Annotated in this window: 17 protein-coding genes; 10 read left to right on the top strand and 7 right to left on the bottom strand. The window is 33.2% G+C overall.

The window, feature by feature from the left end:
• The first annotated feature begins 53 nt into the window (after positions 1-53).
• Positions 54-779, top strand: coding sequence for a carboxypeptidase-like regulatory domain-containing protein (locus HNP25_RS14710; RefSeq protein WP_184135297.1), 726 nt, complete (start codon positions 54-56; stop codon positions 777-779).
• A gap of 142 nt (positions 780-921) precedes the next feature.
• Positions 922-1,659 (top strand): acyl-[acyl-carrier-protein] thioesterase, encoded by a 738-nt coding sequence (locus HNP25_RS14705; RefSeq protein WP_184135295.1) that lies wholly within the window; start codon positions 922-924, stop codon positions 1,657-1,659.
• 52 nt (positions 1,660-1,711) lie between these two features.
• On the opposite strand, the gene HNP25_RS14700 is transcribed toward HNP25_RS14705, so the two are convergent.
• The 3 genes from HNP25_RS14700 to HNP25_RS14690 all read right to left on the bottom strand — a co-directional run bounded on the left by HNP25_RS14700 (position 1,712) and on the right by HNP25_RS14690 (position 4,403).
• Entirely contained in the window at positions 1,712-2,359 is a 648-nt protein-coding gene (locus tag HNP25_RS14700) for a response regulator transcription factor (RefSeq protein WP_184135294.1), read from the bottom strand.
• Between the two features lie 14 nt (positions 2,360-2,373).
• A complete protein-coding gene (locus HNP25_RS14695) occupies positions 2,374-3,162 on the bottom strand; it encodes a sensor histidine kinase (protein WP_184135293.1) in 789 nt (262 codons plus the stop codon).
• A 650-nt stretch (positions 3,163-3,812) separates the two neighbouring features.
• The gene (locus HNP25_RS14690; RefSeq protein ID WP_184135291.1) at positions 3,813-4,403 is read right to left on the bottom strand and encodes a hypothetical protein; all 591 of its coding nucleotides are present in this window, start codon (positions 4,401-4,403) and stop codon (positions 3,813-3,815) included.
• 317 nt (positions 4,404-4,720) lie between these two features.
• On the opposite strand from HNP25_RS14690, the gene HNP25_RS14685 reads away from it, so the two are divergent.
• Complete coding sequence (locus HNP25_RS14685; RefSeq protein ID WP_184135290.1) at positions 4,721-6,478, top strand: ABC transporter ATP-binding protein; 1,758 nt, start codon at positions 4,721-4,723, stop codon at positions 6,476-6,478.
• Positions 6,479-6,610: 132 nt separating this feature from the next.
• Here HNP25_RS14685 and HNP25_RS14680 read toward each other — a convergent pair whose 3' ends face one another.
• The gene (locus tag HNP25_RS14680) at positions 6,611-7,567 is read right to left on the bottom strand and encodes a sulfite exporter TauE/SafE family protein (protein ID WP_184135288.1); all 957 of its coding nucleotides are present in this window, start codon (positions 7,565-7,567) and stop codon (positions 6,611-6,613) included.
• Positions 7,568-7,743: 176 nt separating this feature from the next.
• Positions 7,744-8,331, bottom strand: a complete 588-nt coding sequence (locus tag HNP25_RS14675) for a DUF4202 domain-containing protein (RefSeq protein ID WP_184135287.1) — start codon at positions 8,329-8,331, stop codon at positions 7,744-7,746.
• 353 nt (positions 8,332-8,684) lie between these two features.
• Between HNP25_RS14675 and HNP25_RS14670 the strand changes: the two genes are divergently transcribed.
• The 6 genes from HNP25_RS14670 (at position 8,685) to HNP25_RS14645 (ending at position 18,679) form a co-directional block, all read left to right on the top strand.
• Positions 8,685-10,904, top strand: a complete 2,220-nt coding sequence (locus HNP25_RS14670) for a PAS domain-containing protein (protein ID WP_184135286.1) — start codon at positions 8,685-8,687, stop codon at positions 10,902-10,904.
• Positions 10,901-11,302 carry a response regulator gene (locus tag HNP25_RS14665; RefSeq protein ID WP_184135284.1) on the top strand — a complete coding sequence of 134 codons (402 nt, stop codon included), beginning with the start codon at positions 10,901-10,903 and terminating at the stop codon, positions 11,300-11,302. Before HNP25_RS14670 ends, HNP25_RS14665 begins: the two co-directional genes overlap by 4 nt.
• A 599-nt stretch (positions 11,303-11,901) precedes the next feature.
• Positions 11,902-12,267 (top strand): hypothetical protein, encoded by a 366-nt coding sequence (locus HNP25_RS14660; RefSeq protein WP_184135282.1) that lies wholly within the window; start codon positions 11,902-11,904, stop codon positions 12,265-12,267.
• A 516-nt stretch (positions 12,268-12,783) separates the two neighbouring features.
• On the top strand, positions 12,784-16,212 hold the full coding sequence (locus tag HNP25_RS14655) for a sensor histidine kinase (RefSeq protein ID WP_184135280.1): 3,429 nt from the start codon (positions 12,784-12,786) through the stop codon (positions 16,210-16,212).
• Between the two features lie 112 nt (positions 16,213-16,324).
• The gene (locus HNP25_RS14650) at positions 16,325-17,578 is read left to right on the top strand and encodes a TCR/Tet family MFS transporter (protein WP_409012517.1); all 1,254 of its coding nucleotides are present in this window, start codon (positions 16,325-16,327) and stop codon (positions 17,576-17,578) included.
• A gap of 369 nt (positions 17,579-17,947) precedes the next feature.
• Positions 17,948-18,679, top strand: coding sequence for an outer membrane lipoprotein-sorting protein (locus tag HNP25_RS14645; protein WP_184135279.1), 732 nt, complete (start codon positions 17,948-17,950; stop codon positions 18,677-18,679).
• A 99-nt stretch (positions 18,680-18,778) separates the two neighbouring features.
• On the opposite strand, the gene HNP25_RS14640 is transcribed toward HNP25_RS14645, so the two are convergent.
• Positions 18,779-19,744: a hypothetical protein gene (locus HNP25_RS14640; protein ID WP_184135277.1), complete on the bottom strand. Its 966-nt coding sequence runs from the start codon at positions 19,742-19,744 to the stop codon at positions 18,779-18,781.
• A gap of 387 nt (positions 19,745-20,131) precedes the next feature.
• Positions 20,132-20,269 carry a hypothetical protein gene (locus HNP25_RS14635; protein WP_184135275.1) on the bottom strand — a complete coding sequence of 46 codons (138 nt, stop codon included), beginning with the start codon at positions 20,267-20,269 and terminating at the stop codon, positions 20,132-20,134.
• Positions 20,270-20,557: 288 nt separating this feature from the next.
• Between HNP25_RS14635 and HNP25_RS14630 the strand changes: the two genes are divergently transcribed.
• On the top strand, positions 20,558-23,296 hold the full coding sequence (locus tag HNP25_RS14630) for a hypothetical protein (protein WP_184135274.1): 2,739 nt from the start codon (positions 20,558-20,560) through the stop codon (positions 23,294-23,296).
• Positions 23,297-23,328: the final 32 nt, after the last annotated feature.

The raw sequence follows: 23,328 nt of genomic DNA, 5'->3' as shown, positions 1-23,328 counted from the left end.
AAAACGTTAAATTGAGTAAGTTTACATAAAATTCATCATCTGAAAGTGAAACGATGCTATTAAAATTAAAATACATATTTACAATTGCTTTTATCATTTGTCTATCTCAATACACTAGCTTTGGACAAGGACAAGACAAATCCGTGATTTTTTCGGGTAGAGTTGTTGCCGACCGTAGTTCTGAGTTTTTACCAAATGCTTATGTTTTCAATCCACAGTCAGGAAGAGGTACTTTGACAGACGATTTTGGTAATTTCTCTTTGTATGTATATCCTGGTGATAGCGTGGTATTTACTTATGTTGGTTATAAAAAGAAATATTACATCATTCCAAGAACCAACGATCAAACTCAAGTGGCTACCATTTTTATGACGGAAGATTCTAAGATGTTGGCAGAAGTAAAAATTTATCCATACAGAACAGAAGATGAATTTAAAAAAGCATTTCTGGACATGAAGTTGGATAATGAAGCAGGAAGAAAAGCTTTAGCTAAAAACCTTGAGCAATCGAAACTAAATGTATTGGCTTTAAGAGCTGGATTGAGTGGTGCAGGAAATTTTAAGAATTTTTCAGACCAAATGACTTTCTCAGCTGCTAATAGAAGCTTCGTGCAAAGTCCGTTAATGGCATTTACCAATCCTTTTGCTTGGGCAAATTTCATTAAGTCAATCAAAAATGGAGATTTAAAAAAGACTGAGTACAAAAAAGCTTATGAAGATGCTCCTTCTGAGGGGATTTCTCGTCAGAAATTCCTGAAAGAACAAAAAACTGGAAATTAAATTGAATGTTATTTTGCTTAGTTACATTTTCCAGTAATTTTCACAGCATTTATCAATGATAAAAACTTCCAGAAAAACGGTTCGTTTGAACTGTTTTTTGGAAGTTTTTCCTTTTTATAAACATATTTAACCACTTTGAATATTGGAGTTTATTACTGAATCATACCGAATTAGAATTACCGAAGTAGATGCCCACAGCAATCTGACGATTCCTGCTTTGAATGGACTTTTTCAAGAAATGGCTTGGCGACATTCTGTTGTTGCTAATGTTTCTGCTCCAGATTTGAGTGCCCAACATAATATTACTTGGGTGCTATCTCGTATGAAAATATGGATTGAACAATTACCATCTTATGATGAAACAGTTGTCGTAAAAACATACGTTCAAGAAATAGACAAATATTTTTACTATCGTGATTTTAAGGTTTATAATGCCGCTGGTGTAGAAATAATTCGAGCAAATGCCTTATTTGGTTTGATTGATATTGCTCGCCGAAGAATAACTTCTGTGCCAGATTGGATGCGTGCCATCACACCAACTTGTGGAAGCGAAAAACCTGTGCAAAAGGTTGCTGGAAAAATATTACCCTTGACTACTGTTGAAACACAAAGAGATTTTGATATTCGCTGGCATGATATTGATTCAAATCAACATGCAAATAATAATCGATATGTAGAATGGCTAATGGAAAGTGTTCCTACCAATGTGTTGAACGATGGAGTACTGAAAACTTTTGAAATTATTTTCAAGAACGAAAGTCTTTTTGGAGATAAAATCATCACACAAAGCCAAAGAGGAAATGATGGATTTATTCACAAAATGGTCAATCAAAACGGACTAGAATTGGTGACTGGCGAAACTGTTTGGACATTAGAATGAGGAGTTGAGAGTGCTGATTTTTGAGTTTCAGACAAAAACTCAGCACTAAAAGCTACAAAGTAACAATTCCTAGTTTTATCGCCACTATAACAATTCCTGTTCTTGTTTTTACTTTCATTTTGTAGAATGCTTGTTCACGATAGCCATCTACCGTTCTGGCACTACAACACATCAAATCTGCGATTTGATTATATGTAAGTTCTGTACAGGCATGGCGAACAAACTCCAATTCACGGTCGTTCAACCCTAGTTCTTTGATGGGATTTTTAACTTTTTCAGGATTCAAGCTTTTCAATAATTTATCCGTCACAAATTCTGTGTAGTGGAATCCCTTATTGATAATATTATCTAAAGCTATTCTGAGTTCAGAGGGTTTACAGCCTTTCAGCAAATAACCTTTAGCACCATTTCTTAACATGCCAACAATCGCCTCCTCTTTATCGAACATCGAAAGTGCTAATACTTTTACTTCTGGATAGTTATTTTTTAGCCATAAAGCCGTTTCATAGCCATCCATTTCAGGCATATTGATGTCTAGCAACACAACATCTGGAATCATTTTTAATTTAAAGTGCTGTATCAATTCTTTTCCATTACCAACCTCAAACATCACTTCATAAGTTTCCATTTTTTGAACTAAACCTGCCAAAGCATTGGCAAATAAAGTATGGTCATCTACAATAGCAATTTTGTATTTCATTTTTAAAAACTTACTTAGTGGCTTAACGTAATTGTAATTTGTGTTTCTTTTCCGATTTCAGAACTAATCTGGCAAGTCCCTCCTATCAGTTTTACTCTTCTTTGAATATTTCTAAGTCCTGCACCCGACTGATTCATTTCATTTTGCTGAATTCTTTCGATGTCAAAACCTTTTCCATCGTCTTTAATCGTAAGCTCAAAAGTTTCGGGCTTGTAGCTTAAAAGTACCGTTAAATTTTTGGCTTTAGAATGCTTGAGAGCATTATTTAAAATCTCTTGGGCTACTCTAAATAAGACAATTTCTCGTTCATAACCAAGCGAATACTTTTCGCCAACAATATTGATTTCTGTAGCAAATCGTTTTGTTTTGCGGATTCTAGCAATTTCGTGCGAGAGACTTTCTTCTAAACCAAATTGTTGTACAAAATCTCCATCAAAACTTTTTGTCAAAGCACGTAAATCATTGATAGACTGATTGATAATTTCATTCGTTTGTTTGATATAACCATCTTTATCATCGCCTTCCTCTTCCATGACATTCAAATTAATTCTAGCCACAGAAAGTAATTGACCAATATTATCATGCAATTCCTGAGCAATATCCTGCAAAGTCTGGTTTTGAATTTCTAATTGAGATTTAAGAATCTCTTGTTCGTAAGCAATTTTAAGAGCTTGCTTTTCTTGACGGTGTTTTGCTTGGCGTTTTTGGAAGAGAAAAACAAAGGAAATAATAAAAGTAACTAGAATACCAAAAATGATAATCCCAACAATAAACGTAAGTAGAATTTCATAATTACTTCCCATATTGGTCAGAGATTGTATTTTGTTTTACTAGAAATGCAACGATAAATGAGCTGTAATAGATGTAGTTGGAGAAGTATCTGATATATCTTAGTATTATGTCCAAATAAGTGTTAGAATCAATAAAAAAATTATGCGTACCTAAATCAAAAATGCTTGTAATACTAAAAATTAACATCCCACTACTTATCCAAAAAAAAGGAAAATTTTTGAGTTTCTGATTAGTCTCGATTATTAAAAGTCTTTTAAAAAATGTAAGTGCAAGAAATATAAAAAGGAATAATTCAAAACAAATGTAGTAAGAATTAAATGATGGGATAGGTTGAATCCAAATACTTGTGACAGTACCTAACACTATGACAAATGGTATTAAGTAAAAAAATACTTTAATCTTTGTCTCTTTGTAATAACCTAACAGCACTAAAGCACATTGCATTGGTGTAAAGATATGATATACAATTATGTTTGTACCTGATTTCATTGCTAATTGCCAAGCAATAATTTCAACTATGAGTGTTATTAGTACAAGCAATAAGAAACACTTATTGCTTGTACTAATAACTTTGAATCTAAAAACACCTACCATTGTTGCTAAAGCAAGAATAAATAAATAGACCAAATACCAATTCATATTAAATTATTTTATACTCAATTTAATTCTTTTTTATATAAGTTCCATTCATTACTTCTATCCATTCTAATTTAGTAAATAAATCATTGCCATCGTCAGTTCCATTTCCTGGGGGACATTCATTAGGACACGGTCCCCATTGATCTTGAATTAACTTTTCTCTATCCTGAGGTTTTGATGGATCCCACCGCATAGAACCATTTTTTTCTACCATAAGAATAAATGATAAAATCTTTTTGTTTTCAACAGTTCTTAAAGCAGGATATAAACGTATTTTGTCTATAGGGCTAGGGTTTTTCTGTATTTCATTTATTATCTCTTGGACATCCCTTACACTTAAAGCATAGCTTTTGTGAAAAAGCTCACGAATTTCATTCGGTGTTTTGGCTTTAACCATAAATTTATAAAGAGAATCTATCATAGCTTTAGCGCTATCAGGTTTAGTGGCAGATTTTTCACCATTTGAAGTAATCACATCGGGAGTACCTAAATCCGTAGTAGTACTTGAATCAGTATCTACTTTAACTTTGTCAAAATAAACAAACACAAGCAATCCTCCAACAAACAATCCAATAAAAGCAGTAATTAGTGGGTTTCCAAATAGTTTTTTCATGATAATTTAAGCGGTTTATGTTTAACAATTGATTTAACTATTTGAAACTACTATTTAATCATCATTTACACAATAGGCATTTTTACTAAAACCATCAAAATCAACAAATTAAAGGATTTTTATACTAAAATACCGTATTTCTACCCAATCAATACGGGGAAAATACGGAGTCATTTTTTAGTCTTTTTATACCTTCTCTGATGTCCGAAAACTGATAGCTGAACGCTACTTATTTCCACCATGCTAAACCATTCCCCAAAATCTTATGTTAATTTTGAAGTATTATTGAAAACCACCTCAATATTTCAAACAAATTAATGAGAAAAGAAGAAAAAAGCGGGCAAATATTTGATATACAAATCCTTCAAAGAATTTATAGTTTCCTTACTCCTTATCGATTACGATTTTGGTCTTTGGTTGTCATCATCATGGTTTCGGCTTGTGTGGTGCCACTTAATCCATTGTTAATTCGCCATACTATTGATAATTATATCGTAGCTGGCAATTATCCGATGCTTGCCAACATGCTTTTGTTGATGATTGGGGTTTTGCTCTTACAAGGTTTTCTGCAATTTGTAAGTGCCTACATGGCTGGCTGGTTAGGACAAACCGTTATTCGTGACATCCGTGTGCAACTATACGAGAAAATACTTTCGCTTCGACTAAAGTTTTTTGATGATACGCCCATCGGTCGTTTGGTGACTCGTACTGTTTCGGACATTGAAACGCTTAATGATGTATTTTCAGAAGGTTTGGCGGCAATAGCTGGCGATATTCTACAATTGGTTTTAATTACGGGCGTAATGTTTTGGACAGATTGGCGTTTGACTTTGCTTTGTCTTTGTACCGTTCCGTTCATGGTAATTTCTACTTATTTTTTCAAGGAATATATCAAGAAAAGCTTTAATGAAGTACGTTTGGCTGTTGCTAATTTGAATTCCTTTGTGCAAGAACACATTACAGGAATGAACATTGTACAAATCTTTAATTCCGAGAAATTAGAGTATGATAAATTTATAAAAATCAACGAAGTACACCGTGACGCACATATTCGTTCTATTTGGGCATATTCGGTTTACTTTCCACTTGCCGATGTAATTTTAGCCGCAGGAACGGGTTTAATTGTTTGGTTTGGTTCAAAACAAATTCTTACACACGATATGACATTGGGGACACTTACAGCTTTTATCATGTTTATGAACTTGTTTTTTCGTCCGATTCGCTTTTTGGCAGACCGTTTCAATACGCTTCAAATGGGAATTGTTTCAACCGAAAGAATTATTAAATTGTTGGAATCCAACGAATATGTCGTAAACAACGGTACTTTTAAAGCCGATAAACTAAAAGGAAATGTACGTTTCGAAAACGTTTGGTTTGCTTACAATGACGAAGAATATGTGTTGAAAGATATTTCTTTTGAAGTAAAACAAGGCGAAACCATTGCTTTAGTCGGAGCAACTGGTGCAGGAAAATCTTCAACGATTAATTTATTAAGTCGTTTTTACGAAATCAATAAAGGTAAAATTTTTGTGGACGATGTCGATTTACAAGATTATGAATTGAATAGTCTGAGAAGTAAAATTGGTGTGGTTTTGCAAGATGTATTTTTGTTTTCTGACACGATTGAAAACAATATTACTTTAGGCGATAAAAGTATCACGAGAGAAAAAATCATAGAAGCGGCAAAATTGGTTGGTGCACATGATTTCATTGAACGCTTGCCTGACGGTTACGACTACAATGTAATGGAAAGAGGTGCAACGCTTTCGGTTGGGCAAAGACAATTGATTTCATTCGTAAGAGCTTTGGTTCACGACCCTAAAGTAATTGTGTTGGATGAAGCTACTTCGTCGGTTGATACTGAAACAGAAGAAATGATTCAGAATGCGATTTCAAAATTAATGAAAGGCAGAACTGCAATTGTTATTGCTCACAGACTTTCTACTATTCAGAATGCTCATAAAATTTTGGTATTAGACAAAGGAGAAATCAAAGAAGAAGGCACACACGATGAACTGTTGGAAAAAGATGGCTGGTATGCAAGTTTACATAAAATGCAGTTTGTAACGGCGTAGATTAGCTTTAAGATGTGAGCGATGAGCTTTCAGAAAAATCAATAGGGCTGGAATTAACTCCAGCCCTATTGATTTTAATATTGATATTTCACACGAAAACCCGAAATCAACATTCCTAAATCTCCAATCGAATTATCCTATAATCTTCTTTAAACTCGCCAAGATTACAACGATACCTACCATAATCATCAAAGCTTTTACAGGTAATTTACTTGACAAACGTGCGGCGATTGGTGCGGCTACGATTCCACCAAGAATTAAACCCAAAATTACTTGCCATTGCGAGAAGCCAATAACAAAAATAAAAGTCAACGATGAAGAAAGTGAAATAAAGAATTCAGCCAAGTTAACAGAACCAATGGTATATTTCGGATGACGCCCCGAAGCAATCAACGTAGAAGAAACAATTGGTCCCCAACCACCACCTCCGATAGAATCCATCATTCCACCAAACCAAGCCAAAGGTCCAATCATTTTTACGTTTTTCTTTTGTTGGCGTTTTACCAATGCTTTTTGGATAATTATCACACCCAAAATCAAGGTATAAACAGAAACCGCAGGTTTAACGTATTGCATATAACTATCCGCTAAAGTAGAAAGTGCATAAGCACCTAAAACAGCACCAATTACACCCGGAATTAATACTGCTTTGAACAATTTAGAATTTACATTCCCAAATTTTAAGTGCATATAACCCGATACTCCACTCGTAAAAATTTCAGAGGCATGAACACTCATGGAAATAACCGCAGGAGAAACCCCCACATTGGCAAGGAAAGTAGAAGCCGTTACTCCATAAGCCATTCCTAACGCTCCGTCAATCATTTGGGCGATGAATCCTCCCAAAATATAATATAAAATATCAGAATTAATTTCGTGAAAGCCTGTGGTAATATTCTGAATCGTGAGGTAAGTGAAAACAAAATATCCTACAATCATTAAAGCCAAAGCATTGAAAAAATGAATAGCTACTTCATAAATCGTTCTTTCTCTTTTCCAAATTTTAATAATTGCCTCCTCAAAAGGATTTTTAGAAGACTTTTTTTTCTCAACAACTGGTTTAAGATTAGTCGGTGATTCGATTTCCATAAATGTTTTAATTCATTGTTTCCTACAAAGTTAATAGACTTTAATTAATCTACAATACAAGTAGAGTTATTAATTAAAATTTAATCTTTAGCAAAGAAGTACTTTTTAAACGTATTTCTCAAGTAGAAAACAAATTAAGTTGGAAAATGAAAACCAAAATCCTAGTATTAAAAATACTAAGCCAATAATTTCAGTGCTTCTTGAATATATGACAATCCTTTTTCAGAATATGTCAAGGACAAAGCAAACTGATGCCCGTGTGCATCCATTTTCATCAATGATTTTTTGAGAATATTAATTACTTTTTCAGCATCATGTTTTGTATGAAATTCTTCATACTGAAATTGTAAAAAAACAAGACACAAAGCGTTTTCCATTGTTTGTACTTCAGGGTCAGTTTTGATTCTCTGTTTAAGTACAATTCTCTCAACTTTAGCAATTTCGTCTAAATCAAAACCAACATTAAGTAATATTTCTTTAGCTTTTAGGGCATGAAACTGCCCTAAATCTTTACGCCAAGTCAAATAGCCTACTCTTCCTTCGGCGTAGCTTTCTCTCGCTATTTCCCAACGCCCAATGTGTTGGCATCTAGACGCAAGTAATAAAGCTTCGCTTGCATCAGGTGCTAGTTTGAGTACCCAGTCGTACAATTGAATCGCCAAAAAATACTCTTGCGGGTATTTTTCTCCCTCCCACTCAAAAACATTTTTATCGGTTTTGTTATATTCATCAAATTTTTGATAAGCATCCGTTAATTTTTCCATCGGCTTGAAATTGGTTAATTAATTCATTCAGATTTTAGGGTTCTGAAAGTAAATCTCAAAAATAAAAATTTACAAAACAATATGGTTTTATACTGAGATTTATAAAGTTCATAAGATAGGATTCTATTAATTACCATAACTTGCTGTTAAAAAAAGATTTATCAAATAATTTTGAAATTTTAATAATTGACAAAATACCATCCAATCCATATTTTCAGTAACTTTTACGGTGAAAATCCAACATAAATAATACAAAAATGAATACAAAGTAACTTTTTTTCATTAGTTTGCAATATGATTGATACGAGACGCCACTCCTATCAATTTTTTACATAACTGCTTTTTAATTAGATATGAATAACTTCACTCCGCCAAATGAATTTATTGCAATTCAAATTGAAGCTCTAAAGGAAAACGATTTCGATTTCGTTCTTGATGTTGCTTCAAATATATTTGACACTTCCGTCATTTGTGTCTCCTTTTTAGGAGCCAAGAAACAATGGCACAGGTCACAAAGTAACCATCCATTCAGCTTAACCTTTCAGTTAAGTTGCTATCTTCTCCAACATCAGTTTGAGCAAACAGATGACATTTTTACGGTCAATAATCCTAAAGAAGATTTCTTTTTAACTAATGGTATTTCATCTATCACAAGCAAAGCATTGTGTTTATCCAATGGAGCCATATTTGGTCATATTTCCTTATTGAATATAAAGTATGTTGAACTCACGATTAAAGAACAAAATATATTTAGAGCTTTCGCTCAGAAAACTATTTCACTGGTAGAACAGAGTCAGCTCAATTTAGAAGAACTCATTTTCGAGAGGAATCAATTAAAAGTATTATTAAGTTCAACCAACGATTATATATGGTGCATAGATAAGAACTTAAACCTTATTTCTGCTAATAAAACATATATAGAAGCTATCAAAAAACATACTGGGGAAACGCCCAAAAAAGGAGATTACTTTTTACTAAAAGGGATTCATTCAGGCGAATTAATAGAAAATTTCAAAGGTCACTGTGAACGAGCTTTTAAAGGAATATTCTTCACCGTTAATACTCATATTTCAGGTACAAAATGGTATAACGAACAATGGCTAGAACTTTCCTTTCATCCAATTATTGAAAAAGGACAAGTAGAAAAACTGGTTATCAATGCTAGAAATATTACCAAAAGAAGAAAAGATAAAGAGAAGTTAAAAAAAAGTAAAACTCAATACGAGGCACTTTTTCTATCGAACCCACAACCCATGTGGATTTATGACATCGAAACACTTGCTTTTTTAGAAATCAACGAAGCTGCTATTCGCCATTATGGTTATTCAAGAGAGGAGTTTTTAAAAATGACACTCTTGGACATTAGACCCAAAGAAGACGCCTACAAATTTCTTGACCTTTCAAATCCCAATGAAGAACTTGAAGATACTCAATATGAGTGGAGGCATATCAAAAAAGACGGAAAGACTATCTCAGTACTTATAACCACACACGGTATAAAATACCAAGGACGCAAAGCACGCCATGTACTAATCAATGATATCACCGAACAGAAACTTCATTTACTACTTCTTGAAGCCGAAAAAACAAATACTGCTGCTCTTATCAACAGTACTGACGATTTAGTGTGGAGTATCGATAGAGACCAACGTTTGGCAACCGCAAATGATGCATATTTACACTTAATTAAACAAATTTATGGTGTTACTTTAAAACCAGGAGATTTTGTTAATGATTTTGATGGAATTATTGACCAAACTAGAAAAGAGTGGGATGCTTTACATCAACGAGTGTTACAAGGAGATTCTTTTACCTACGAATCATATACTCCAGAAATAAGCTCAATTTGGGGTTCATGGACAGAAATTATATTCAATCCAATCAGAGAGGGCAATGAAATTAGAGGTGCAGCAATGTTTGGTAGAAATATCACTAAACGAAAAATAATTGAACTGGAACTGGAAACAAATCAAAGAATTTTATTAGAAACAAGTGAAATTGGAAGAATTGGTGGTTGGCAATTTGATATTGCAACTAAAAAAGTTACGTGGGGTTCAATTACTAAAGAGATTCATGAAGTACCGATTGACTATGAACCTACTTTTGAAAGCAGTATGTATTCTTATAAAGAAGGAGAAAGCAGAAATGCTATCATGTCAGCGGTGAACAAAGCAATACATTCGGGAATGCCATACGATTTGGAAGTACAAATCGTTACTGCTAAGGGAAGAGAAAGATGGGTAAGAGCTAAAGGAAGAGTAGAATTAGCACAAGGAAAACCTATACGATTGTATGGGATGGTTCAAGATATTAATGACCAAAAGAAACATCTTGGAGCAATAGAAGCACAAAACAAACAATTACGTGAAATTGCATGGATGCAGTCGCATGTTGTGCGGGCACCAGTGGCACGTATAATGGGTATTATCAATTTATTAAACGATTTCGATAGTGTTGAAATAAGCAAAGAAGAACTACTACAAAATATTCTTGATTCTGCTTACGAAATTGATGGAATTATCCGAAAAATCAACAACACGATTCAAATAGATCACAACCATATTTTAATATGAAACTCAATTTATTAATAGTAGATGATGACAAAATGGTGCAAACTTTGCACTCAATTATAGCCAAAAAAAGCGGATTGACTGATTCTCCAATAAATTTTGCTGATGGGCAACAAGCATTTGACTTCATCGTCAACAATCATGGAGATGATGCCTATTTGATATTGCTAGACATCAACATGCCAATTATGAATGGATGGGAATTGTTGGAAGCTTTACAAAAACAAGCCCTCAAAAATCAAATTTATGTGGTAATGGTTAGTTCTTCAATTGACCAGCACGACCTCGACAAAGCAAGTACTTATGAACAAGTAATTTCTTATGTTTCAAAACCTTTAACCAAAGATATTCTGGAAGGATTAAAAGCCCAGCCACAGGTAAAACATTTTTTTGAGAACTAAAAAGCTATATGCTTTTACTGGCAAATGGAATTATTGGAAGGATAACATTTCAATAATTCCATTTTTTATTAAACAATGGTAAGTATTTTTACTTATTATCATTTTATGATTTTAAGATTAAAAAAGAATTAAAATCATAAAAAAAGACATTATTTCTAATTTTTAGCTTAATGTTTAACAGTAGTTCTTACAAAAAATCGTTGATTCAATCGTTTTTAGGATATTTTTATAGTTATACACTTTCAGTAGCCTTCAAAAAAAAATCATTTCCTCATTTTTTTCTATTCTATCATTTCGAGTAGCAATTCGTCTATACTTATCCTTATCTAATAGAAAAACTTCCAAGATATGCTATATTTTCTATCTTATTTCATAAAAAAACAACAAAATATTAAAAAAAGAGTTGAATTCTTCAGCTTTTATCCTCTGAATCCATCATTTGGCAATTAAAATTTTTGTTTGCAACTTTCGTTATCCAAGTGCAATAAGTGTTTTTACTTATACTTATTATAAAGCTCAGTAAGGTTTATTTTTTATACTGAGGCTTTCTGGAAATTAAATTCTGAAACAAAACCATACAACTTAAACATCATATTGTTATGAAATCTAATTTTTTTTGGGCGAGCTTATTACTAGTAGCTAGTTATGGTTCGTTTGCTCAGGAGGTTCCTTCAGGTGACCCTGGGTATAGCACAAGTAATTATAAACACCCTAATAAAGCAGCTGCGGCAGCTAAAAAAAATAACAAAAAAGGGTTTCCTATCAGCGAGAATGTCGCAATCAATAGGAATTACAAACAAGTAGGTACACAAACTACAGAAAAAGGATTGAGAATTATTAGGAATCAACCAAAAGAAGAGTATTTGACTTGGCAAAATCCAAAAATGCCTTTTACTAAAAAAGTTATTAAAGATGTTGAATTAGCCAGCGATACAGCGAAAAAAAATGATATTACGATAGATTAATCATACTCGCTGTTCATTAAAGCCTCCTTATCTGTGCTTTTTAAGCTTAGATAAGGAGGTTTTTTAAATATATAAAATTAAACTATAGCAATGCGAATTTGTATTTATCAAATATTTTAGACCGTAAACTAAATAATCACTCAACAATTGAGCACAATACAATAAATTGCAATCAGTAAATAGTTCTACACCACTTTTATTGATACCTCGATAAACTTCTCTCATTACTTGATATATGATTAACTGCAAATACTTTGGTATAACTCTTCCTTTAATCTCCCAAAAATCCTAAGCTTTATTTCAAAAAAATAATATTCTCTTTTAACATTCACTTTTAGGCTTCCATCAAAAAAACAGCAAAATATTACCGAATTCTATGCTTTAAATCTCGTTGTTAACAAACTTTTGTGTAAGTTGTAATACCAATTAAATGTATAATATTTCCAACAATGATTTCAATTGTTAGTTTTATTGTTGATCGATGGTTTCTGAAAATTAAAAACAATCTGAATAAAAGTGGAGAATACATCAACAAAAAACCAAAATATTGAAAAAAGCATTGATAGTTCACCTATAGCAATGTTTCAGTTGGTATTATCAGCCGATGGAAGCATCTCGTTTCTCTACATCAGTAAAGATATTGAACATATTTTTTTCAAAGCAGATAAAACCTCTTTCCTAAGTAATCCTACGCTCTATCTTGAGTCGATATTTCAAGAAGATTACCATGACTTTTTTACTACTCTCCAAACTTCACAAAAGGAACAATCTAATTGGTTTTATGAATTCAGAATTAAAGAGCATGAACATAATTTTCGCTGGATAAAAGTATTCGCAAATCCTGAAAATAATGTAGATGGTTCAACAATTTGGCATGGCTATTTCAAAGATATTTCTACTCGTAAAGCAAAGGATGAGAGTTATAAAATGATAGAAAAACGTTTTAGTACTATTATTGAAAACTTTACGGAAGGCTTTGCATTAATTGATACTGAAGGTACAATTTTAGAAATTAGTACATCAGGCAAAAAAATATTAGGTTTCTACAACGACGAAAATACATCTACCATCAAAGCCAAATTGAAAATACACCCTGAAGACAAAGCAGCTTTGGGTAATCTTTTCTTAGAAGTAATTGACAATCAATACCAAGCCAAAACAATAGAATTTAGGATTATCATGCCTGATGGTTCAGAAAAATGGCTTGAAACAACCATTCATAACTTCCTTGAAAACCAAGCAATTAAAACTGTGTTATTGAATTTTAGAGATATTAATGAACAAGTTTTGGCAAGAAAGCAAAGAGAATTTGATGCAAGAAACTTGAAGTCATTAATTGATAATACCTCTGACATTGTTTGGAGTGTAGATACTTCTTTTCGCTTAATTTCTTTTAACACCGCTTACGAAAAATTGATTTTTGACTACATCCAAGAAAGTATTTACCCAGGCAAAAATATGTTAGAAACCCTAACATTTAGCCAAACTCATTTAGCCTTATTTACTTCGTATTATAAAAGAGCATTTGAAGGAGAAACCTTTACGGCACAATACAATATTACTTACTTGAAAAATTTATGGAGAGAAGTATCATTCTATCCAATAAAGCTTGATGGTAAAGTAATAGGAACTGCCTGTTACGGCAAAGATATAACTGAAAGAAAGCTAAACGAAGTTGCTTTACAAAAAACAAATGAACAATTATTAGCAGCCCAAAGCATAGCAAAATTGGGTTATTGGGAAGTAGATTTAGTTGGAGAAAACCACTTCTGGTCGGAAGAAATGTATTATATTTTTGAGCTTGATTTTACTCAAAGTCCTCTCAATTTAGCTGATGCAATAAAGTATGTACATGAAGAAGATAGAGAAAAACTCCTTGAACAGCATCAATTAATGATGACCGAGAACAAGTATTTGAATCTTGATTTTCGGTTAAAAATGCCCAATGGACAAATAAAGTATTTGGTCATGGATGCCAGACTCCACAAAGACGAAAATGGGAAAGATATTCAAATAAGAATTACTTCACAAGATATTACAATAAAGAAAAAGGTTGAAAATGATGTTATTCAGCGAGAAAAACGTCTTAAAGCGTTTTTTGAAAAAAGTACGGAGGGTATCGCAATTGTAAATGCTGACAAAAAAATTATTGATATTAGTCCAGTCGGGAAAAAAATATTTGGAATTAATACTCTTGAAGAATATGATAAAAATTTAGTTCACCCAGATGATTTAATAGGATTACGTTTGGCTTTTCAACAAGTATATGAACAACCAGATTCTTCCCCAACAGCAAGTTTTAGGTATATAAAAACCAATGGTGAATTATTATGGATTGAAACCCATTTTAATAATCAATTGACTGAACCGTCAATTCAAGGTATTATCATGAACTTCATGGATATTACCAAAAGGAAAAAGGCTGAACAATTGCTTAAAAGTGAGCAATATCTATTAAGGACAATCATTGATAATTTACCCCTCAATGTGTATGTAAAAGATTTAGCATCCAGAAAAACGCTAATCAACAAAGCTGAACTTGAATACTTAGGATTCAAAGACGAAAAAGAAGGTATCGGTAAGAGTGATTATGAAACTTTCACAGCAGAGTATGCCAAAATTTTTATTGAAGAAGACCAAACTGTTTTCAACACAGGAGAAGCAATTATCAATAAAGAAACATTAATTGAAGACCCAACCAAAAGACGAGTATGGTATTTGTTATCTAAAATTCCTCTTGTGAATGAACAAGGTAAAATTGATAGATTAATAGGTATTAGTATTGATATTACTGAACAAAAATTGGTACAAGAACAACTCATTGCAAGTGAATTGATGTTTAAAAACCTTGCTAAAAGTGTTCCAGGAGTAGTGTATCAATTATGTATTGAAGCCGATGGCACAACACATTTCCCATATTTAAGTGCTAAAATTCAAGAAATATTCGGAATAGATTTTGACAACAACGCAAGAGATTTAGCTAAATATATTTATTCTGAAGATAAAACAACATTCTTGAATTCTGTTTATTTATCAATGGTTAGTAGAAGTAATTGGAACTATGAAGGAAGAATACTAACTGATAATGGTGAATTAAAATGGTTTCAAGGAATTTCTAGCCCGACATTTTTAGGGGATAAAATAATTTTTAACGGAATCTTAATAGATATTACTGAGCGAAAAAATGCTGAAGAATCTAAAAAACACCTTCGTCAATTAGAACTTTCATTGGAAAAAGAGAAGGAGATAAACTTATTAAAATCAAGATTCATTTCATTTGCTTCGCATGAATTCAGAACACCATTGGCAACGATTGTCACAAGTATTGATATTCTGGGAATTTACATCAACATGCTGTCGGATGTTGAGACAAAAGAAAAATTAAAACATCATCTCAACAGAGTTACTTCACAAGCGAATCGATTGACAGAAATGCTCTCGGATGTATTGTTACTGGAGAAATCTGCCAATGATAAAATTAATTTGGAGTTAGAATATCTTGATATTACATCCTTGATTAAAGACATTAATAATCAATATTATCATGATAGAAAAGACAATCGAAAATTAGAACTGGTTTTGCCCGAAGAAAATAAAGAAATATATTCTGATGCTTCTTTATTAAAGCATATTATCAATAATTTGATTGATAATGCCTTCAAATACTCTACCAACGCACCAAATCCTAGTTTGTCGTTGGAGGTTAATGACCAAGATTTCAAAATCATCATTCAAGATTACGGCATTGGAATTCCTCCAGAAGATCAAAAACATTTATTTGAGATATTTTTCAGGGCCAATAATGTTTTAAATATCGACGGTACAGGATTAGGATTGAATATCACCAAAGAGTTTACGCATAAACTTGGCGGAACGATTAGCTTTAAAAGTGAAATAGGCAAAGGGACAATATTCACTTTGGTATTTCCGAAGCAATACCACTAAAAAGCATCAATGTTAAAATATAACAAGATTATCAATCCTTTTTATGCTGATAAAAGCTGAAATAGCAGATTCAGTAGTAAACAAAAAATGAGTATCTTGCTAAAAATTATCCTTGAATTCAATCTCCCCCATGTCGGCAAAACGTAATCCCGCAATTCTATTTATTTTTATTACCATTCTTATTGATGTTTTAGGAATCGGAATTATTATTCCCGTTTTACCTAAATTATTACAAGAACTTACTGGTAAAGGACTTAGCGAAGCTTCACAATATTCTGGTTTTTTGATGGCGGCTTATGCAGTGATGCAATTTATCTTTTCACCAATTTTAGGTGGATTGAGTGACAAGTATGGTCGCCGTCCTATTATTTTAGGTTCGCTGTTTGGTTTTGGTTTAGATTATATTCTTTTGGGTTTTGCCCCAACTATTGCATGGCTTTTTGCAGGAAGAATCATTGCTGGTATTACGGGGGCAAGCTTTACAACGGCATCGGCATACATTGCAGATATTTCTAATGATGAAAATCGCTCTAAAAACTTTGGAATGATTGGTGCAGCTTTTGGTATTGGTTTTATTATTGGACCAGTCATTGGTGGAGTATTAGGAGATATAGGTGCAAGAGTACCTTTTTTTGTAGCCGCAGGCTTAACACTGCTTAATTGGCTTTATGGTTATTTTGTATTACCAGAATCTCTGTCGCAAGAACATAGAAGAGATTTTGATTGGAAACGTGCCAACCCGATTGGTTCATTAAAAAACTTGGGGCGTTATCCAGTAGTGTTAGGGCTGGTTGGGGCATTTTTCTGTTTGCAATTGGCAGGACAAACACATCCAAGTACATGGTCATATTTTACGATGAAAGAATTTAATTGGACATTGGCAGAAGTAGGTTATTCACTTTCTTTTGTGGGTTTAGTTGTAGCTATTGTACAAGGTGGTTTAAATAGAATTATCAATCCAAAGTTAGGAGATAGAAACTCTGTCATGGTAGGATTATTATTTTATGCGGCAGGTTTTGCTTTGTTTGCTTTGGCTACAAAAGGTTGGATGATGTATGCCTTTATGATTCCTTTTGGTTTAGGTGGTATTGCGGGGCCAGCTTTACAAAGTATTATATCCAAACAAGTACCTGCCAACGAACAAGGTGAATTACAAGGAGGTTTAACAAGTTTACAAAGTGTTACTACGATATTCGGACCATTATTAGCATCTAATTTATTTGCTTACTTTTCGGCAGATGATGCACCCATATTCTTCCCCGGAGCAGCTTTTATGATGGCAGCTTTCTTGACAATCATTGCTTTATTAATAGCCTTAAAATCTTTTCCAAAAAATTCTTTAACAGCGGAGACAATTGTTAGTTAGTGAGTTGTGATTGAGTGAGTTAGTGAATTGTAAATTTTGAGTTGTGAATTAGTTAATTTGTTATCAACAAGATTAAGCATTTTTTTAAATGGAGTTAATCAAAAGAAAAGAGTAATCCATTTTAATTCACTAAATCACAATTCATCCAATCACTAATTCACAACTCACTAATTCACTCAATCACTAATTGGCTAATTCACAACTCAAAAAGCTTCTCCATTCATCCTCCAAAATCACTGATTGTCATGTTAGTGTTTTGTGATGAATATATTCCTTGTTACTTTTCAAACAAAATTGAATACAAAGCGTATTTATACAAAAACCGAAACAGATAATATCATTTCAAACACATTTAACACAAACATAAACATGAAAATTTCAAAAATGATGGGTGCTGCTTTGATTGTTTTAGCAACGACAGCAAGTGCTTTTGCACAAACAGCCGATGAAATTGTAACAAAACACATTGAAGCAATTGGTGGACTAGAAAAATGGAAAGCTTTAAAAAGCTTAGAAATGAAGAATAAGTTTTCAGTTCAAGGAATGGATATTGAAAGTAAAACAGTAATTGTATCAGGAAAATCTTTGAGAACGGATGTTAGTGTAATGGGACAAGAAATGACGACTGTAGTAGATGGCGAAACAGGTTGGTCTATCAGACCAGTGATGATGCAAGGAACAGGAGCGCCAGAAGATATGCCAATAGCAATGGTTAGAGAATCTCGTAAACAATTAAACTTAGGTGGTTCATTGTTTGGTTATAAAGAAAACGGCTCTACTTTAGAATTAGCAGGTACTGAAAAAGTAGATGGTGCTGACGCTTATAAATTAAAATTGACTGAAAAAAACGGAGATGTAACCAACATTTATCTTTCTACTTCTACGTATTATACTTTAAAAACAAGTGGAAAACGTAAGGTACAAGGACAAGAAATTGACGCAGAGGTAACGTATTCTAACTTCAAACAAATAGAAGGTTTGACATTTGCTCATACAATGGAAACTCCTAGCCCAATGGGTGGAAGCATGACGATTGAAACTGAATCAATCAAATTGAATCCTAAAATTGATGAGTCAATCTTTAAAAAGCCAGCTAAATAAGTTTCAAAACTATATTGATAGCATAAAAAAAGAGCCACTTTCCAAGGAAAATGGCTCTTTTTTTATGCTTGTATTCTTCGTGTTTATTACAACAATGCTTTATTTCTGCACTTTAATATCCACGCTAATCGTACCAGCTACACCAGCAACGATGCTATTCACTTTGATAAGTCCTTTCTTACCTCTACCATTCAAGAAAGCATATACTTTACCAGATTCAATCGCAATATACTGTGGTGCAGTATTCGAGATACTTAAAGCTCCCAATGCTAAATCATCAGCCGTAGCAAAGTCAACAGATGTTGGTGCTACTGCAAAATAGGTAGCTGAACCTCCACCAGTATAAGAACCCGAACAATCGGTAGCAGTAGCAATAGTACTTAAACTAAAGGTTGTATTTCTAGCAGGATTCGACATCAAGGTAGATTTTACTGGCGAACCTACAGAAGCATACGTAATATCTACATATTTCATGTTAGAATCTAAGTCACATACTTTATAAATATCACCCGTTGCAGACGTTACTCTTGAACCCGCCGCATTCGACTGTGCCCCTAAAGTAATTGATGGCCAAGAAGCAATCTGTGCTTGAGATGAAACATTCACCACCAAAGTTTTACGAGTTACATTGGCTGAAGTACTGTTAGCATCAGTTGAAGTATTGTCATACACATCAAAGTGGATATATACTTTTCCAGAAGTTGGCGAAACCGTGTATTCAATTGTTTGTGTTTGCTCGTCTTTATTTTTCAATTTAATTTCAAACAAAGGCGTTGCATTGGCAGGACGGTAATTTGCAGTAGTTTCAACAAATACTCTCATAATACGTGGCTTACCACCCGATGCCGTTTTCTTGATTAATAAAGAAACGTTTACGTTATCGCCATTAGCCGCTACAACAGACGACGTAGCATTGATAGTTGGGTCAGTAAAAGTAACATCTAGGCCACCCGTAGCAGCAGGCAAAGTATTGTCAACAGTTGTTGGTTGAATATCTGGCGTAACGCCACAAGCAGAAACCAAAGCCACTAAAATGGCTACAAAAAAGATAGAAAGTTTTTTCATGATATTTGAATAGTAAAATAAAAAGCAAGGATTACCTCAATGTGTTTAATAAGAAAATCATGCCATGATACTTACCACAGCTTAAATAGAAACAGAAAGAGTATTGAAAATCAATTTGTGACAAATAATCGTTGGCAATTTTCCTCAAATTTACGCATATTGGGTGGTTTTAGCAAACCCAATACATCATCATGTGATGAAGAGAAATTGGCTATTTAACCCTTTATTGCTGATTATCAGTTGTTTTTGGGTGAAATCAAAAACTATAGTTAAAGCAATTATTAACAAATATTCATTACGCTTTCCCTCTCCTACTCATTTCGGGAGCGTTCGAGAGTACTCTCCGAACCATGTTAATCCAATTCAGAATATTATTTGGTTTTCAATTCATTTTTGAACAAAAAACCAAACGAATCCTATCTCCGAGATAGGATTTTCCATCTTTTTGATAGGTTGTCCTATCTCTGAGATAGCTTGTTCCATCATTTTGATAGCTTGTCCTATTTCTGAGATAGGTTTTCCCATCTTTTTGATAAGTCGTCCTGTCTTCGAGAGGGGTTTTTATATCTTTTTGATAGGTTGTCCTATCTCAGAGATAGGTTTTTTCGTCTTTTTGATGAGTTGTCCTGTCTCAGAGATAGGTTTTTCTATCTTTTTGATAGCTTGTTCTGTCTCCGAGATAAGTTTTTCCGTCTTTTTGATACTACTAGTTTTTGTTCATAGTGAAGAGAATATATCTTTTAATATGGGCAGAGCTTTTGCTTTAAAAACACTACTTTTGAGAATACACAAATCCTATTAAATAATATTCTCATGTCTCCTAAGAACCAAAGTAGTAAAGCTTCTTTTTCAAGAACCATCACTAAAAAAGATGTATTCACTGGTGGAAAGTATCCTGAATTTGCCATTTTCTTTAACCTCGCTTTTTTTAGAATTGCGGGGCTTGTCAACCATTTGCTTGGGAAAAAGTATGAAGCAAATAAGAATACTTTAGAAAAAGAATTTGATTCGTGGCTAAAAAATGCCAATGATTCCAAAAACGATAAAGTTTTTTCTAAACTTCGTGATTATCTCTGGAAAGGTTTTATGACTAATAAAAACTCTTCTGGCTATGTTATTACCCCCGATGACAGAAAAATCATGATTGAAGCTTTGGAGAAATTGAGTGAGATAAGGAATTTTCAATCGCATTATTGGCATGATAATGACGTTTTGATGATTTCACCTGAGTTAAAAAAGCACATTCTTCAACTGCATGATGATGCCAAGTTGTCTTTCATGAAAGATTATTCAAAGGAGTTATTAGACTATGAAAGTGCTTGTAAGGAAAGACCACTTTTTAAAACTCATGAAGGAAAAGACTATATCACTAAAGATGGGAAGGCTTTTTTCTTGAGCTTTTTCCTGACAAGGGGAGAAATGGCTCGTTTTCTTCAACTTCACAAGGGATATAAAAGAACCGATACTAACGAATTTAAAATCAAACATTTAGTTTACCGATTTTACACACATCGTGACGGTGCTGCAAGGCAACATTATGGACAAGAAGATAATATGTTGGGAACAATGACCGCCCTAGAACAGCAAGAAATTTTGGCGGCTCGACAAGCGTTTAAACTTATTTCTTATCTCAATGATGTTCCTGATGTAAGTAATGACCTCAAACTATTTCCTCTTCATTTGCCCGATAAAACCTTGATTATTAATGCTGAACAGATGATTGCTTTTTGCAAAACACATCCTGTTTTAAAAGGATTGGATATAAAACCTTTGATAAAGGAAATTAAACCGCCAAAAGATAGTGTTGATGAAATGCAAACAGTGACATTAGAACAATTTTTAGACATTACATTTAACAACTATTCTATCCATATTAGTAGAGTAAGTTTTCATCGCTTAATACTTGATAGTATTCGGTGTGAAGATGAGGGAAATGCTATACTTGAGAAATTACAAAAGTTTATCGACGAGCGTAATTTTATTCATCAATTCATTAGCGATAATGCTTTTAGAGAGCTTCATTTAACTGAAAACCAACTTTCTTTTCAAGATGTAATCAATCCTTATTATTTGTTCAAACTGAGAAGTGGCGAAAGGCTAAGAACTTTAATGGGCAAATGGCTTGATAAAATAGAGGTGGCTAAATTCGATAAGGCTTTTGATGAAAAACAGGAAACCTTTGAGGAGGCTATAAAGACGCATCCTATTGAATTGAGCTATTATGATTTTTATTATGAAACCAATGAAAAACCTCGTTCATTCGACCATTTTGTGCATTTTGCAGTGCAGTATTTGATTGATTTTGAGAAAGTAAAAACATGGTACTGGATGTTTGAACGCTTTGAACCTGAATTAGAGGTAAAAGAAAAGATGGTAAATGGCAAAATGGAAAAAGTGGAATTGTTGGTAAACAAACGTAGAGTAATGTTTAGTAATCAAAAGCCAAGTTTAGCCAAAACCAATGATTCAGAAGATAATAGTAGTGATTGGCGTTTAGCTATTAAAGATGGACAAGTGATTGTGGGGATTTTCGACCAAGAGCAAACCGATAAAAATGATACGCCTAAACATAAGTTTTTGTTGGGGCATCGTGCTTTAAAGAATCTTCTGATTGCTTCTTTAGAAGATAAAAAAGAGGTTAGTACTTTCTTTATGGGCATCATTCATGACATCAATAAGTTAAAAGACCCAACAACTCAAACAGATATTGCTAATCTTAGGATTCTACAAGCAAACGAAATTCCAACTTCTTTTAAAATTGCCAATAAGCAAGAACCAGCTTTAGATACGCCTCAATTAAGGGTGTTAGCTAATAAGCGTATTGAGAAAATTGTGGATGAACTAAAAATATTTGCCGATAACAACAAAGCTAAAATACCAATGGGTAGAGCAGAGAAAAATCGGCAAATTATGCGTTGTTATAAATATTTCGACTGGCATTATGAAGCGAAAAGTGAGTTTAAATTCTTGCGTCAAAGCGAGTATCAACAAATGAGTGTCTATCATTATTGCTTAGAGAAAAGAACAGGCAAAGACCTTAGTCGTGGGAAGTATGCTTTTTTGATTCAAAATGCTTTGCCTCATATTCCAGATAAAATCAAAACACTTTTGAAAGAAGCCAAAAATATTGATGATTTATTAACCAAAGTAGCCCAAGCAACAATTGCTTTATTAGAAAACTGGCAAGCTTTAATGTCAATTTTAAAAGGCAAAGAACTGAACAAAATATTGGGTAAATTGGGTATCCCTACTTATAAAAACAGCCATTTAGCCGATTATATTCCTTTTGATATTCATCCAATACTGGTGCTTAGAAAGTTCTATGCTAAAGAGCTTAATGAAAGTGGTGGTAAGTTTCGTTTATCAAAGAAAGTCTATGAAAAAACGGAATGGCAATTGGGTCTCCGAAATACGCATTACCAGTACCAAGGATATTTGGAAGGCTACAATACTGGAGAGGAATCTTCCAAGGTTAAAAAGAAATTGATTGGAGCTATGAATGAACTACTTTGCCAAGATACTTTGCTTTGGCAAATGGCAAAAGATTATTAAAAAAAGACTAGTCCCGCTTATAGAAGTTTTAT

Origin of the sequence: Arcicella rosea (assembly GCF_014204325.1) — a bacterium.
GTDB classification, from domain to species: Bacteria; Bacteroidota; Bacteroidia; order Cytophagales; family Spirosomataceae; genus Arcicella; species Arcicella rosea_A.
The sequence above is the reverse complement of the archived record's forward strand: the minus strand, read 5'-3'. Positions and strand labels throughout refer to the sequence as shown.